Annotated in this window: 13 protein-coding genes and 3 pseudogenes; 10 read left to right on the forward strand and 6 right to left on the reverse strand. The window is 70.6% G+C overall.

What is annotated here, in order from left to right; translation table 11 throughout:
• The first annotated feature begins 70 nt into the window (after positions 1-70).
• The 8 genes from OG737_RS02235 (at position 71) to OG737_RS02270 (ending at position 7,348) form a co-directional block, all read left to right on the forward strand.
• A complete protein-coding gene (locus tag OG737_RS02235) occupies positions 71-1,150 on the forward strand; it encodes a COX15/CtaA family protein (RefSeq protein WP_328924433.1) in 1,080 nt (359 codons plus the stop codon).
• A gap of 426 nt (positions 1,151-1,576) precedes the next feature.
• Positions 1,577-1,684: a keywimysin-related RiPP gene (locus OG737_RS02240; protein ID WP_158688462.1), complete on the forward strand. Its 108-nt coding sequence runs from the start codon at positions 1,577-1,579 to the stop codon at positions 1,682-1,684.
• Positions 1,685-1,786: 102 nt separating this feature from the next.
• Complete coding sequence (locus OG737_RS02245; protein WP_328924434.1) at positions 1,787-3,673, forward strand: lasso peptide isopeptide bond-forming cyclase; 1,887 nt, start codon at positions 1,787-1,789, stop codon at positions 3,671-3,673.
• 4 nt (positions 3,674-3,677) lie between these two features.
• The gene (locus OG737_RS02250) at positions 3,678-3,935 is read left to right on the forward strand and encodes a lasso peptide biosynthesis PqqD family chaperone (RefSeq protein ID WP_328924435.1); all 258 of its coding nucleotides are present in this window, start codon (positions 3,678-3,680) and stop codon (positions 3,933-3,935) included.
• Between the two features lie 41 nt (positions 3,936-3,976).
• The gene (locus OG737_RS02255; protein ID WP_328924436.1) at positions 3,977-4,393 is read left to right on the forward strand and encodes a lasso peptide biosynthesis B2 protein; all 417 of its coding nucleotides are present in this window, start codon (positions 3,977-3,979) and stop codon (positions 4,391-4,393) included.
• Between the two features lie 58 nt (positions 4,394-4,451).
• Complete coding sequence (locus tag OG737_RS02260) at positions 4,452-6,137, forward strand: ABC transporter ATP-binding protein (protein WP_328930185.1); 1,686 nt, start codon at positions 4,452-4,454, stop codon at positions 6,135-6,137.
• Between the two features lie 282 nt (positions 6,138-6,419).
• Positions 6,420-7,019, forward strand: a complete 600-nt coding sequence (locus OG737_RS02265) for an RNA polymerase sigma factor (protein ID WP_328924437.1) — start codon at positions 6,420-6,422, stop codon at positions 7,017-7,019.
• On the forward strand, positions 7,016-7,348 hold the full coding sequence (locus OG737_RS02270; protein ID WP_328924438.1) for a hypothetical protein: 333 nt from the start codon (positions 7,016-7,018) through the stop codon (positions 7,346-7,348). The genes OG737_RS02265 and OG737_RS02270 overlap by 4 nt, the downstream gene beginning before the upstream one ends.
• Here the strand turns inward: OG737_RS02270 and OG737_RS02275 are convergent.
• The 4 genes and pseudogenes from OG737_RS02275 to OG737_RS02290 form a co-directional block, all read right to left on the reverse strand.
• Positions 7,333-8,316 carry an MASE1 domain-containing protein gene (locus OG737_RS02275; protein ID WP_328924439.1) on the reverse strand — a complete coding sequence of 328 codons (984 nt, stop codon included), beginning with the start codon at positions 8,314-8,316 and terminating at the stop codon, positions 7,333-7,335. The genes OG737_RS02270 and OG737_RS02275 overlap by 16 nt on opposite strands.
• Positions 8,317-8,388: 72 nt before the next feature.
• Positions 8,389-9,219: a PP2C family protein-serine/threonine phosphatase gene (locus OG737_RS02280; protein ID WP_328924440.1), complete on the reverse strand. Its 831-nt coding sequence runs from the start codon at positions 9,217-9,219 to the stop codon at positions 8,389-8,391.
• 138 nt (positions 9,220-9,357) lie between these two features.
• Positions 9,358-9,501: pseudogene (locus OG737_RS02285) on the reverse strand (agmatine deiminase family protein); the annotation flags it as partial.
• A 73-nt stretch (positions 9,502-9,574) separates the two neighbouring features.
• A pseudogene (locus OG737_RS02290) lies at positions 9,575-9,945 on the reverse strand (agmatine deiminase family protein); the annotation flags it as partial.
• A gap of 47 nt (positions 9,946-9,992) precedes the next feature.
• Here OG737_RS02290 and OG737_RS02295 point away from each other — a divergent pair.
• A pseudogene (locus tag OG737_RS02295) lies at positions 9,993-10,115 on the forward strand (agmatine deiminase family protein); the annotation flags it as partial.
• Positions 10,116-10,201: 86 nt separating this feature from the next.
• Here the strand turns inward: OG737_RS02295 and OG737_RS02300 are convergent.
• Together OG737_RS02300 and OG737_RS02305 are read right to left on the reverse strand one after the other, a co-directional pair.
• The gene (locus tag OG737_RS02300) at positions 10,202-10,777 is read right to left on the reverse strand and encodes a DUF2231 domain-containing protein (RefSeq protein ID WP_328924442.1); all 576 of its coding nucleotides are present in this window, start codon (positions 10,775-10,777) and stop codon (positions 10,202-10,204) included.
• A 101-nt stretch (positions 10,778-10,878) separates the two neighbouring features.
• Entirely contained in the window at positions 10,879-11,307 is a 429-nt protein-coding gene (locus tag OG737_RS02305) for a Fur family transcriptional regulator (protein ID WP_328924443.1), read from the reverse strand.
• Between the two features lie 307 nt (positions 11,308-11,614).
• Between OG737_RS02305 and katG the strand changes: the two genes are divergently transcribed.
• Positions 11,615-13,804, forward strand: a complete 2,190-nt coding sequence (gene katG, locus OG737_RS02310) for a catalase/peroxidase HPI (protein WP_328924444.1) — start codon at positions 11,615-11,617, stop codon at positions 13,802-13,804.
• Positions 13,805-13,909 lie beyond the last annotated feature (105 nt).

Raw genomic sequence — 13,909 nt, forward strand, 5'->3', positions numbered from 1 at the left:
GGGTGATCGTGCGGCGTACGCTGGGGTTCCGCGCCACAGCACGTAAAAGTGAAATAAAGGAAGACTGATCGTGCGAACTCCCCTCTCATGGCTTGCCGACAGGTATTCACTCGGAGCGAGAAGCGTCAGACTGGCCGCACTGGGTTCGGTCGTGGCAAGTATCGCGATCATCGTGACCGGTGGAATCGTCCGCGTCACCGGCTCCGGTCTCGGCTGCACCGATTGGCCCATGTGTACGGGAGAGACGCTGGCCCCCACTGCGGAAATGGGGGTGCACGGCGCCATCGAATTCGGGAACCGGCTCCTGACCGGGGCGCTGTGCGCGGTGGTGGGCTGGGTCATCATTACCGCGCGCCTCCAGGAGAGGCCGATGCCCGCGGCGCTGCGCGGCGGATGGGCGCAGTTCTGGATCGTCATGCTGAACGCGGTCGTCGGCGGAGTGACCGTATGGATGCGGCTGAGCCCGTACATCGTCGCCGCGCACTTCCTCGCCGCCACGCTGCTGCTCACCGCCGCGGTGTACACCTGGCACGCGGCGTACGCCGATGCCGGTGCCGACGGCGCTGGGCGGGGCGCGGGGGGCGGGGGTGGCCAGAGCGGCGTGGGTGGCCAGGGTGGCGACGGTGACCGGCCCGGCGCGCCGGTCCCGCTCGCGCCGGTCCCGCTCGCGCCGCGGTCCTTCGTGCGGATCCGATCGCTGTCGGCGGCCCTGGTCGCGTTGACGGCCTTGCTGGTCGTCGTGGGCACGCTCGCCACCGGTTCCGGACCGCACGCGGGTGACTCCTCCGATGTGGCGCGGATGCCCTTCAACTGGACGGCCGTGACCGTCGTCCACGGTGTGCTGGCCGGGTCGGTCCTGGTCCTGGCCGGAGCTCTGCTGTACGCGCTGCCCAAGGACGGCTTCGGCGCCGCGCGCCGCAAGGCGGTCGCCTTCCTGGCCGTGCTGCTGGGCCAGGGCCTCGTGGGGCTGGTGCAGTCGCTGACGGCCCTGCCCTCGCTCCTCGTGATGCTCCACCTGCTGGGCTCGGCGCTCGTGTGGATCGGAGTGCTTCAGGTGCACTTCACGGTCAAGAGGTCCCCTTCCGGCCATTCGGGTCCGCTCGACGGTGCACCGCTGCCGCGTGCGCGGGGCGCCGCGGCGCACGCCTGACGCTCCAGGCTGACGGCGCGCGCCGGAGGTTCGGGCCAGCCTTCATGCCCGGCACACCTCGGTCCTGCGCGGGGCTGCACCGAGGGCTGGCCAGCCGCACCGGAGTCCGCTTGCCCCGGCGGATAGGCGTGCCGACGGCAAAGGGCACCTGCGCCCAGCGCCGCCGAAAAGTATGCCTTTACGTCCCCGGTGTTGCTGGTGTTGCGCACGCGGTCGGATTCCCGCCGTTCCAGAGGCTGGCGGAATCGTTCGGCGGCGCGCAAGGCGACTTGCGCGCCACGGGCGTGCAGCGGCCGGACCGGAGACGGCATTGCGATGATCCGCTCACCCTACGTAGCGTGGTCGAGCGGAATGACCGGTCTTCGGATCGGGATTCCGCCGCATGCGCATGCACCCCGCAACCCCGAAGCGAAAAGGAGTTCGACCATGACGTATGAGCGCCCCACCCTCACCAAGGCCGGCAGCTTCCGCAAGGTGACCGGGATCAAGAACACGGGGCCCAAGGACGTCCTCGGCGGCAAGCAGCTCCTCTGACGTGAGGGCCCGGCCGCGACGCTGAACCGGCGGCCGAGCCAAGGGGTGGCGGCCCCCGCCGCCACCCTGCTCTCCGCACATCACCGACCGAAGGCCGTAGCCGTGGAAGACTCCCTGTCACTCCAGGCCCTGCGCACCTGGTTCGTCGTCCTACCCGACACCGACGCGGCCGCCGCTGTCGCCGCCAAGGCGCTCGCCCATGCCGCCCAGGGTCTGCGCCACCGCTCCGGGCGCCCCTGGCTGGTGGGGCGCTGGGCACCCTCGGGCATCGTGGTGGGCGAGTGCGGAGGGACCCGCGTCGCCGTGCTCGGCGAACACTCCGTCACCGCCGAAGCGGCCCGACGCGCAGCCGCAGCCGCCGAAAGCGCGTCCCTGTCGGCGCTCGACCGCACCAGCGCCACCTGGGCCGGCAGCCTCCACCTCGTGGCCAGCCGCAGTGGGCGGGTCCGGGTCCAGGCCGGCGTCGTCGGCGTGAGGCGGGTGTTCTTCACCGATGCCACCCTCGCCGCGAACGGCGGCTTCAGCCTTGCCTCCGATCGGGCCGACGTACTCGCCGAACTGGTCGGCGCGGAACTCGACGAACGCAGGCTCGCCCTCGAACTGCTCACCCTGGGCGTACCGCACCCGCTGTCGGGCTCCCCCATGTGGAAAGGCGTACACGCCCAGCCCGGCGGCCACTACCTGACGCTCGACTCCGACGGACGGGCCGAGGTGACCCGCTGGTGGTCGCCCCCCGATCCGCACCTGCCCCTGGCCGAAGGTGCCGGGCGCTTCCGGGAGGCGCTGACCGCCGCCGTAGCCACGCGCACGCGCGGGCGCGAGCTGGTGACGGCCGACCTGGGCGGGCTCGACTCCACCGCCGTGTGCTGCGCCGCCGCCCGCGGGGACGCGAAGGTCGCGGCGTACACCGCCGCCATCCACGACGAACTCGGCGACGACGTGTACTGGGCCCGCCGGACCACCCGGGCACTGGGGACGATCGAGCACCACATCGTCCCCGCGCCCGACCTGGCCATGACGTTCGACGGGATCGACACCCTCGACGACCTCCTGGACACCCCCAGCATCCTCACGGTCGACCGCAACCGTCGCATGCACATCATCGCCCTGGCAGCAGCCCGTGGATCGAGCCTGCACCTGACCGGCCTGGGGGGCGACGAGCTCCTCGCCGGAGCGCCCGCCCGCCTGCACGCGCTGATGGGCACTCATCCCCTCACCGCGCTGCGGGATCTGCGCGGCTACACCGCGAAGTACCAGTGGTCCCGGTGGCACGTGCTGCGCCAGCTCCTGGATCGTCGCTCCTACCGTGCCTGGCTCGGCAGGGTCGCCTGCGACCTGAACGCGCCCCCCGCCCCGGCGGACGAACCGCTGCTCGACTGGTCGGCGCCGCCGCGCATGCCGGGCTGGGCCACGCCCGAGGCCGTAGAGGCGGTACGCGAACTGCTCCGCGCCCAGCTCCCGGAAGCCGAGCCGCGTGGCCGCGGGCACGGCGAGCACCGGGAAATGGCCGCGATGGACGGCATTTCCCAGTGGACACGGCACATCGGCCAGATGGCCGCCCCGCTGGGCATCACGGTGGCGGCCCCCTACTACGACGACCGGGTGATCGAGGCGGCCCTCGCCATCCGGCCGCAGGAGCGGATCACTCCCTGGCGGTACAAACCGCTGATCGTCGAAGCCATGCGCGGCATCGTCCCCGAGGCCAGCCGCACCCGTGGCACCAAGGCCAACGCCACCTTCGAGGAGGAGGCGGGGCTGCGCCGCCACCGCGCCCGCCTGCTGGCGCTGTGCGAGGAGTCGCGCCTCGCCCGGCTGGGCCTCGTCGACGTGAAGGTCCTGCGCGAGTGGTGCCGCCGTGCTCTGTCGGCCGAGACGGAGAGCTACCTGCTGCACCCGACCGTAGCCTGCGAAGTATGGCTGCGCTCCCGGGAGATGACGCCCTCCCTGACGCGACCCCTGACGCGACCTCTGACGGAACGGGAAAGGTGAGCCGATGTGCACGTTGAAGCCCGGGGTGCTGCTGACCGAGACCGAGTACGGCATGGCCCTGCTCGATCAGAAGAGCGCCGAGTACTGGACCCTGAACCCCACGGCGGCCGTCGTTCTCCGTGAACTCCTGGACGGCAACAGCGCCGAACGGGCGGCGGCGGCCCTCGTCGAACGGTACGAGGACGTGGACACCGAAGTGGCCGCGCAGGACGTCGCGGGCATCGTCGAGGACCTCCGCTCCGCAGGGCTCATCACGCCGTAACCGGACCCGGTCGCCGGCCGCCCCGGAGAAGGGATACGCAGATGTCGACCCCGGAAGCCGTTCCCTACAACCCTCGCTCCGTCCCCCTGCCCCGCCGCCTCGGGGCGCGCATCGTGATCGGCTGCGCCCATGTGCTGGCCACCCTTCCGCCCCAGCGGATCCGGGCCGTACTGACCCTGCTGCGCCGCGGAGCCCGGCCCGCCACGTGGGCCGAGGCGGAAGCAGCCCGGGAGACGGTGCTCGCCGTGAGCCTGGCCGCGGGCGGACACAAGGGCTGCCTGCCGCGGTCGCTGGCGACGACGCTGCTGTGCCGCTGCCTCGGCCAGTGGCCCACTTGGTGCGTGGGGGTACGCACCCGTCCGCCGTTCGCCGCGCACGCCTGGGTGGAAGCCGAGGGCAAACCTGTCGGCGAGGGCACGCCGGCCGGATACTTCCAGCGCTTCTTCGCAGTGGAGTGAGCCCGTGACCCCTGCGTCGCGCGCCCTCATCGGGCACCTCCGACCGCAGCGCCACCGCATGACGGCGGGTGTCCTGCTGGGTCTGCTCGGCAGCGTGATGGGCCTGGCCCAGCCCATGGCGGCCAAACAGGTGATGGACGACATGGGCCGGGGAGGCCCGGCGTACGGCCCGGTGATCGCCCTCAGCGTGCTGGTGGCGGCGGGAGGGATCCTCGTCGGCCTCGGGCACTACGTGCTGGACCGGTCCGCGGAGTCCCTCGTCTGCACCGCCCGGCGCCGGCTGACCGACCGTCTGCTGGCACTACGCGTACCGGTGGTGGAGCGCACCGAACCGGGAGACCTGATCTCCCGCGTCACCTCCGACACGGCGCTGCTGCGGCAAAGCGTTCCTCAGGCGGTGTCGGCCGCGGTCACCGGCACCCTGATCACCCTCGCGACGGTGGTCCTGATGGGCCTGCTCGACGCCGTGCTGCTCGGCGTCACGCTCGGCGTGGTCGCGTTCGTCGGCATCGTCGTCGCCGTCGTGGCTCCGCGGATCGGCCGGGCGACCCGGCACACGCAGGAGGCGGTCGGCCGCATGGGCGCCGCACTGGAACGAGCCCTGGGCGCCTTCCGTACGATCAAGGCGTCGGGTGCCGAACACCAGGAGGCGGAGGCGCTGTACCGGGCGGCCGAGCACGCCCGGCGTACCGGCGTCCGGGCCGCCGCCTGGGAAGCGGTGTCCGCGACCCTGTCGGCGGTCGTCGTGCAGGTCTGCTTCCTGGTCGTGCTGGGGGTGGGGGGCGCGCGCGTCTCCTCCGGCGCCATCGACGTCTCCACCCTGGTCGCGTTTCTCCTCTACCTCTTCGCGCTCGCACCCCGGATCGGCCAGTTGGTCGAAGGCGTCGGCCAGTTCCAGATCGGTTCGGCCGCCGCCTCCCGGATCCGGGAGGTCGAGAGTCTGGAGGTCGAGGACACGCACTACGGAAGCGAGGGCAGTACGAGCCGGCCGAAAGCGGATCCGCTGCCCGCCCGCGTGGCCTTCCGCGATGTCCGCTTCGCCTACCGCCCCGGGCTGCCCCAGGTCCACCACCGTGTCTCCTTCACCGTTCCCGGCGGAGGCCTGACCGCGTTCGTCGGGCCGTCCGGCACGGGCAAGACCACGGTCTTCTCCCTCATCGAACGCTTCTACGATCCGGACGCCGGCCACGTACTGCTGGACGGGAAGGACGTGCGGCAATGGCCCCTGGCCGAACTCCGCGCAGCCATCGGATACGTAGAACAGGACACGCCCGTCCTCGCCGGCACCCTGCGCGAGAACCTGACGCTGGGCGCGGTCGATGCCACGGAGGAAGAACTCCGCCGCGCCCTGCGCCTTGTCCGCCTCGACTCGGTGACGGACCGTCTGCCCCGTGGCCTCGACACCGACGTCGGCCACCGCGGCAGCAGCCTCTCGGGCGGCGAGCGCCAGCGCGTCGCGATCGCCCGGGCCCTGCTGCGCCGCCCGAGACTGCTGCTACTGGACGAAGCCACCTCGCAGCTCGACGCGGCCAACGAGGCGGCACTGCGCGACACCATCACCGACATCGCCGGTCGCATCACCGTCCTCGTCGTCGCCCACCGCCTGTCCACGGTCACCACGGCCGACCGCATCGTCGTGATGGAGGCCGGCCGCGTACGGGCGGTGGGCACCCACTGCGAACTCCTCGAAGCGGACGCCCTCTACCGCGAACTGGCCACCACCCAGCTGCTGAACGGGCGGTGATCGCCACCGGCCCGGACCCCGCGACCGGCTCGTACCGCCGGATTCCTCACGCAAGCGCCGGCCATCTCGCCGGAGGTGAATCCTTTCCGGGCCGCGCCGCCTCTTATGTGCGTACCGGCCGGACCGGGCCGGCAGAACCGGGAGGAAACGCCAATGATGGTCACTGGTCTCATGGTGATCGGAGCCCTGCTCGTGGGCGCGTGCAGCTGGCACCTGATGCGGCGGTACAAGAGCCGAAGCTGACCAGCGCCGCGCAGGAGGCCTTACGGATATGAGTAGCAGATGAAACAACGATCCCCCTGGCCGGACGACCGGCTGATCAAGGCCGCCCAGGACGGCGACGCCACTTCGCTCGCCACCGTCGTCATGGCATCGCAGCCTCATGTGCGCAAGTTCGCCATGTCGCTGTGCGCCTCGCCGCACGACGCGGAGGACGCGGCGCAGGAGGCGCTGATCACCCTTTACCGGAAGATCGGCACCTTGCGGGCCACCGGCGCGCTCGCCTCGTGGATGTTCCGGATCGTGCGCAACGAATGCCTCCGGCAGGTACGGCTACTCGTCTCGCGGAGGGACGAGGCGTCGGCCGGACCGGAGACGTCCGCGGAAAGGTCCGCCGAGGACGCGGTGCTCCACAGGCTGGAGGTGGAGCGGATCTCGGCTGCCGTCAGCGCCCTTCCCCGTGACCAGCGGCAGGTCCTGATCATGCGGGACATGCAGGGCCTGCCCGGCAAGACCGTCGCCCATTCGCTCGGTCTGAGCAGCGCTGCGATGAAGTCCCGGCTGCACAGGGCACGCGCGGCACTGCGTCACTCACTGGCAGTGACCGACCGGGTGCCCGACCGAGCCATCGACCAACCAGCGGGAGAAGACGCACGGCCATGAACACCACGAAGCCCCCTCGGGGGGCGCCCGAGATGAATTTCGCCAGCCGGTCCGTCCCGCGCCACCTGGCGCGCGGCGCCATCGGCTTCGGGCTGATCATCGGCTCGATCGCCCTGGTGCCCGTCGCCGGCCCGGCCACCCTGCTGGCGGCCCCGTTGGCCTTGATCGCCTTCCGCGGCTGCCCCACCTGCTGGATGGTCGGCCTGGCCCAGACCGTCTCTCGCGGCCGTCTGGAGCGCCAGTGCGTGGACGGCGTCTGCTCCCTTGCCAAGGCGCACCCGGCGTCAACCGCCGGAAGTGCCCCACCGGGGCGTCACGGCGGCGGATAGTTCTCGGGCGGATACTCGTCCGGCTCGGGCCGCGGCTCCATCCGGGCCACCATCTCCGAAAGCCGCGCGCAGACCCGTGTGAGCTTCTCATGCGTTCTGTCGCGTTCGGTGATGACGGCCGCGATGAGGAGAGCCGTCAGCGCCGTCGTGCCGTTGAAGGCCTGGAGCGTGACCATGTTGGCGAAGACGTCCTTGCCGACGAACGGGCCCCTGTCGCCGGCGGCCGCCAGAATCGCCAGCGTCGACACCACGAGCGCGCACGGCGCCGCGCCGGGCAGCCGGAAGCGGAAGCCCGCCCAGATCAAGAACGGCGAGATGAGGAAGAGCAGGTTCGAATCAGGCGTGTGCGTCACCAAGAGCGTGACGAAAACCGTACCGAGCGCCAGCGCCACCGCCTCGAGCCACCGGCCGGGTCCGGCCCGCGACGGCCACCGCGCCTTGCGCAGCACGAGCAGGAAGGGTGTGACGACAAGGATTCCCATCGCGTCACCGGTCCACCACACCGACCACGTCGGCCAGAATTCGCCCGCATCCAGTGCTCCGGAGAGGACCAGCACGCCGCTGCCGATGGTTGAACTGATCAACATACCGGCGAGCGCGCCGAGGAAGACCAGCGCCAGTACGTCGCGCAGGCGGTCCAGCTCGTTCCTGAACCCGGCGCTGCGCAGCATCAGGCAGGCGCAGACCGGCGCCAGGGTATTGCCCACCGCGATGGCAATTACGGAGATCAACGACGGCCCGAGGAACACATTGGCCAGGAACGCGCCCAGTGCGATGCCCGGCCAGACGCGCAGCCCCAGTATCAGGAGCGCGGCCAGCGCGACGCCGGTCGGCGGCCACAGGGGCGTGACCTGGTCACGCACCAGCTGCTGAAGAAGGCCGACCCGGGCGGCCCCGTAGTAGACGGCGGCGACGGCGAGAATGCGCAGAGCGGTGGACCCGTGACGACCGATCGTTGCGCTGCGCACGACAGCAGTCTGCGCTCAGATCCCGCCACCGGCGACCGCGGCAACGGCGACGACGGCGGCCACGCTCATCGGTCAGGCCGGCTCCTGCGGACCGTCGTAGCGGACGACGAGGACCGCGGCATCGTCGCGGTGTCCCGTCAGGTCGGCCACTTTGACGACGGCGGAGGCCAGCACGTCGGGATCGGCGTCGAACCCCGCGCGCACCAGTTTGACCACTTCGGCCAGACCGGCCTCCATCGTGTAGTGCGGGCCCTCCACCACTCCGTCGGTGAGCAGCACGAGAACCCCTGCCTCTGTCAGACGCCGGTGGGTCACCGGATACCGCTCACCCGGCATGATGCCGAGCGGCGGCCCTCCGCGGTCGAGTGCTATGCCGTAGCGGCCGCTGGCGGTGGCCCAGACCATCGGGACGTGGCCGGCCCTGGAGTCCGTCAGATCGCGACTGACCGGATCGAAACGAAGGAAACAGCACGTCGCGAAGAGGCCGCACCCCATGGCGATCAGCAGATCGTTGGCGCGGCCCAGCACCTCGCGGGTGTCGCTCGTCGTCTGTGCGAGGGCACGCAGGCTGGTACGCACCTGCCCCATGAAGGCGATGGCCTCCACGTCATGGCCCTGTACATCGCCGACCGTGAGCCCCAGTGACCCGTCGTGCATGACGAAGGCGTCGTACCAGTCGCCGCCCACGTCCAGACCGCCTCGTGACGGCGCGTACCTGGCGGCCAGACGCAACCCGGGCAGCTTCGGCAGCCCGGGCGGGAGCATGTGGCGCTGCAGAGCCATGGCCAGCTCGACCCTGGCCCGCTGGTACTCGATCCGTTCCAGGGCCTGATCGACGAGCTGTCCGAGTGCGACCAGAAGGTCCTCAACACTGTCGGGCGGCTCAGGACGGGGTCCGCGCATCACGGCTCCTGGCTCTCCCCCAGCCTCCTCACCTCACCCTAGCCGCCGTCGGCGCATGCCTCCACAGGGGTGAAACGGTGGGCGGGACGTCGCGGTGTACGCCCGCGCGGGCACGCCCCCCCGCGTGCCCGCGCGGGATCAGGCAGCGGGAGGCACGACCGGCTGCGACTGGGTGCCGCAGTGGATGCCGCCGCCACCGCCGGCGATGTTGTCGATGTTGAGCTGGACGACGCTCCGGCCGGGGTACGCGGCCCGCAGGATGCTGTAGGCGTCGCCGTCGGCGACGCTCTCGCCGAACTGGGGGGGCGATGACGGCGCCGTTCACGGTGTAGTAGTTGGTGTGGCTGGACAGGAAGTCCTTGCCGCGCCCGCGGATGTAGCGGCGGTCCGGGCCGGGCAGTTCGGTGATGGCCAGCCGGCGGCCCTGGGTGTCGGTGGCGCTCTGCAGGGCCCGCTTGGTCTCTTCGTAGACCGCGACCCGGGCTTGTCGAGGATGACCTGTCCGGGCGCGGTGAACCGGGCGAGGCAGTCGATGTGGCAGTCGGTGATGTCCTGACCGGCCAGGCCCGGTACCCCGATCACCTTGCCGATGCCGAGCGCCGTCTTCATCGCCTGTTCGACCTGGTCCTGGGTCCTGCCCGGGTTGCGGTTGCTGTTGGCCAGCGAGCTGACCGTGGCCAGCAGCGTTCCCTGACCGTCGGTCTCCAGCGAGCCGCCCTCGCCCACGAACGAGGCCTGGATCCGGTTGACACCGTACTGTTCGGCGAAGGGCTCCCGATCAGCAGGCGGCGGCCCAGAAGGCGTGCGGCTCCGAGGTCGAGGTCATCCCCTTGGCGGTCGACGACCTGTGGGCCCGTGACACCGTGCCGGTGTTCGTGGAAGAGGGCGCCCGGCTCGGTGACGGACCTACACGCTGCGGGACTTGCGCAGATCGATGCCGCGGACGGCGTCTCGGCTGCCCGGACGTGGCTGCGCTCCGCGCCTACGGCACGGCATCCGCGCCGACGGCCCGCCGGTAGGCGACGTGTCCGCCCAGCGCGCCACTCACGGCGACCGCCGTCAGCCCGGCGAGGGACCAGCCCCGGCCCTTGACCGTGTGGCCTCGCATCCTCGCCTTGAGGGACAGGACGTAACAGGCGATCACGGCCACGTTCGACACCGCGTGGGCCAATCCGACCCGGGCCTCGCGCGGCGGCAGATCCGCCCAGTCGAGCCAGCCGGCCACGGCCGCCGGACCGGCTCCCGCCAGTCCGACGGCCGTGAGCGTCGAGACCGCGGGCTGCCCGCCGGGCACGACGTCCATCACCCCGGCCGACAGCAGGCAGCCGACCGGCACCTGCACCAGTACGGGATGCAGCGGATGCCCCAAGGGCCTGCCCCGCAGGATGTCGCGTGCCCCGCCCAGTGGAAGAGCCCGGATGGCCCGCTGGAGAACACGAACCGCCGGATCCACGATGGTGGTCCGTTCGATGTGGTCCACGCTTCTCAGCCACCCGGCGGACGCCGTCTCGAGAGCCCCGGCCGGGCCCGTCTTCATGGACCTGATCTGTGTGTTCATGGAGGTCGCCTACCCGGCCGTGCTCCGCCACGCCCGCAGGTCACCGAATTCCCAGCCAGATGGCCGCCGCCCGCACCGCCCCGCTCCGCGGTGCCCCGGGGTCACCCGTGCGGCCGGACCTGCACGCAGGAGGGGCAGAGCCCGCGGTAGACGACCTCGGCCCCGGACACCGTGAAGCCGAACCGCTCCTGCGCCGGGAGACCCGCCAGCACGTCGCCGACCGGGTGGACGTCGCGGATGATGCCGCAGCCGGAGCACACCAGGTGCTGGTGCGGGTGGTGCGCGTTGGGGTCGTAGCGCTTCGCGCGGCCGTGGGCGCAGACCTCCACGACCTCACCGAGCAGCACGAGTTCACCCAGGGTGTTGTAGACGGTCGCCCGGGAGATCTCGGGCAGTCGCCGTGCCGCGCGGGCGTGCACCTCGTCGGCCGTCAGGTGCACGTGCTCGCCGTCGAGGACCTCCGCGACGACACGCCGCTGGGATGTCATGCGCCAGCCACGCCCTCGCAGTCGCTGCAGCAGGTCACTCATTTTCGGTTCACCTGTTCAGGCTCGGCGGGATGGAAGAAGTCTACCGGCACGGGTTCGGCTTCTGACGGGAAGCGGCGGAGGCGGTCTTCCGGGCGGCAGCGCCATATGTCTCGGAGGAATTCCGACTGCTTGTTAGGCGACGGCGCCCTGCGTGTTCTCGTGGCCGCGCGGTCCGCGGTGCGCGACCATACGGACGCCGCCATGGCGCGCCACGGGCGCGGATCGCAGTACTCGAATCGGAAAAGCAGACAGCGTCAAGAGCAAACAGCCAGCAGACGGAAACACCGAGACAGGAAGAAGGACGGACGTGTCCGGCAGCGAAAGCGAGAACCCAGCAATCCCCTCCCCGGCCCCTGCGCCGACCGCCCCCAGGACGAACCGGGACTGGTGGCCGAATCAGCTGGAACTCCAGGTTCTCCACCAGCATTCGCCTCGGTCCAATCCGATGGGTGATGACTTCAACTACGCGGAGGCGTTCGCGGCCCTGGACGTCGACGCGCTGAAGCGGGACGTCTTCGAGGTGATGACGACGTCGCAGGACTGGTGGCCTGCCGACTACGGCCACTACGGGCCGCTCTTCATCCGTATGAGCTGGCATGCCGCGGGTACGTATCGCATCGCCGACGGCCGTGGCGGTGGCGGCTCCGGCGCCCAGCGCTTTGCACCCCTCAACAGCTGGCCGGACAACGCGAGCCTCGACAAGGCGCGCCGACTGCTCTGGCCGGTCAAGCAGAAGTACGGCCAGAAGATCTCATGGGCCGACCTTCTGGTATTCGCCGGCAACTGCGCCATGGAATCGATGGGGTTCAAGACGTTCGGGTTCGGCTTCGGGCGAGAGGACATCTGGGAGCCAGACGAAATCTTCTGGGGGCCCGAGGACACGTGGCTCGGAGATGAGCGCTACAGCGGCAACCGGGAACTCTCCGGTCCTTTCGGTGCGGTGCAGATGGGGCTGATCTACGTCAACCCGCAAGGACCCAACGGAAATCCGGATCCGATCGCCGCCGCCAAGGACATTCGCGAGACGTTCGGCCGTATGGCGATGAATGACGAGGAGACGGTCGCGCTTATCGTCGGTGGCCACACGTTCGGCAAGTGCCACGGCGCGGTCGATCCCGAATACATCGGTCCGGAGCCCGAGGCCGGCCCGATCGAGCAGCAGGGCCTCGGATGGAAGAACTCGTACGGCAGCGGCATGGGCGTCGACACGCTCACCAGTGGGCTCGAAGGCGCATGGACCACCGAGCCGACGAAGTGGGACAACGGCTACCTGGACAACCTGTTCCGGTACGACTGGGAGCTGACGGCGAGCCCGGCCGGTGCGCACCAGTGGACCCCCAAGGATCCCTCGGCCCAGGGCACGGTGCCCGATGCGCACGACCCGTCGAAGCGGCACGCTCCCATGATGCTGACGACGGACCTCTCGCTGAAGCTGGACCCGGTCTACGCGCCGATCTCGAAGAGCTTCCACGAGAACCCGGCCAAGCTCGCGGAGGCGTTCGCCAAGGCCTGGTACAAGCTGTTGCACCGTGACATGGGGCCCCTCTCGCGTTACCTCGGCCCGTGGATTCCCGCGCCGCAGCTGTGGCAGGACCCCGTCCCCGAGGTCGATCACGGACTGGTCGGGGACGCGGAGATCACCGGCCTGAAGGCCCGGATCCTCGACTCGGGGCTGTCCGTCTCCCAACTGGCCACCACCGCCTGGGCGTCGGCGGCGAGCTTCCGCGGCACCGACAAGCGGGGCGGGGCCAACGGGGCACGGATCCGACTCGCGCCGCAGAAGGACTGGGAGGTCAACGACCTGCCCGAGGTGGCCGAGGTGGTGCAGGGCCTTGAGCAGATCCGGCAGGACTTCAACGCCTCGCAGACCGGTGGAACGAAGGTCTCGCTCGCCGATCTGATCGTCCTAGGCGGGTGCGCGGCCGTCGAGCGGGCCGCGAAGAACGCCGGGCACGACATCACGGTCCCGTTCGCACCGGGGCGCACGGACGCCTCGCAGGAGCAGACCGACGTGGACTCGTTCGCCGTACTCGAACCCCGGGCCGACGGGTTCCGCAACTACCTCCGGGCGGGAGAGAAGCTGTCGCCGGAGACCCTCCTGCTGGACCGCGCCAACCTGTTGACGCTGACCGCACCCGAGATGACGGTCCTGACCGGCGGCATGCGGGCCCTGAACACCGGCTTCGGGCGGTCCGCGCACGGTGTCTTCACCGACCGGCCGGAGGCATTGACCAACGACTTCTTCGTCAACCTGCTCGACATGGGTACGGAGTGGAAGGCGTCGGCCTCGGCCGAGAACGTCTTCGAAGGCCGGGATCGCGCCACGGGCGAGGTCAAGTGGTCCGCCACCGCGGTCGACCTCGTCTTCGGTTCGAACTCCCAGCTCCGAGCCGTCTCGGAGGTCTACGCGTCCAAGGACGCGGGAGAGAAGTTCGTGCATGACTTCGTGGCTGCGTGGGACAAGGTGATGAACCTCGACAGGTTCGACCTCGTCTGAGCCCGATGCACCGGCCTGCCCCGTCCTGACTGACGCGTCAGGACGGAGCAGGCCGTCCAGGTCCCGCCGGATCGGGGGGCGCCCTGCCACTGGACGGGGGAATCG

Source organism: Streptomyces sp. NBC_00122 (assembly GCF_045160845.1).
In the GTDB taxonomy this organism is placed as follows: domain Bacteria; phylum Actinomycetota; class Actinomycetes; order Streptomycetales; family Streptomycetaceae; genus Streptomyces.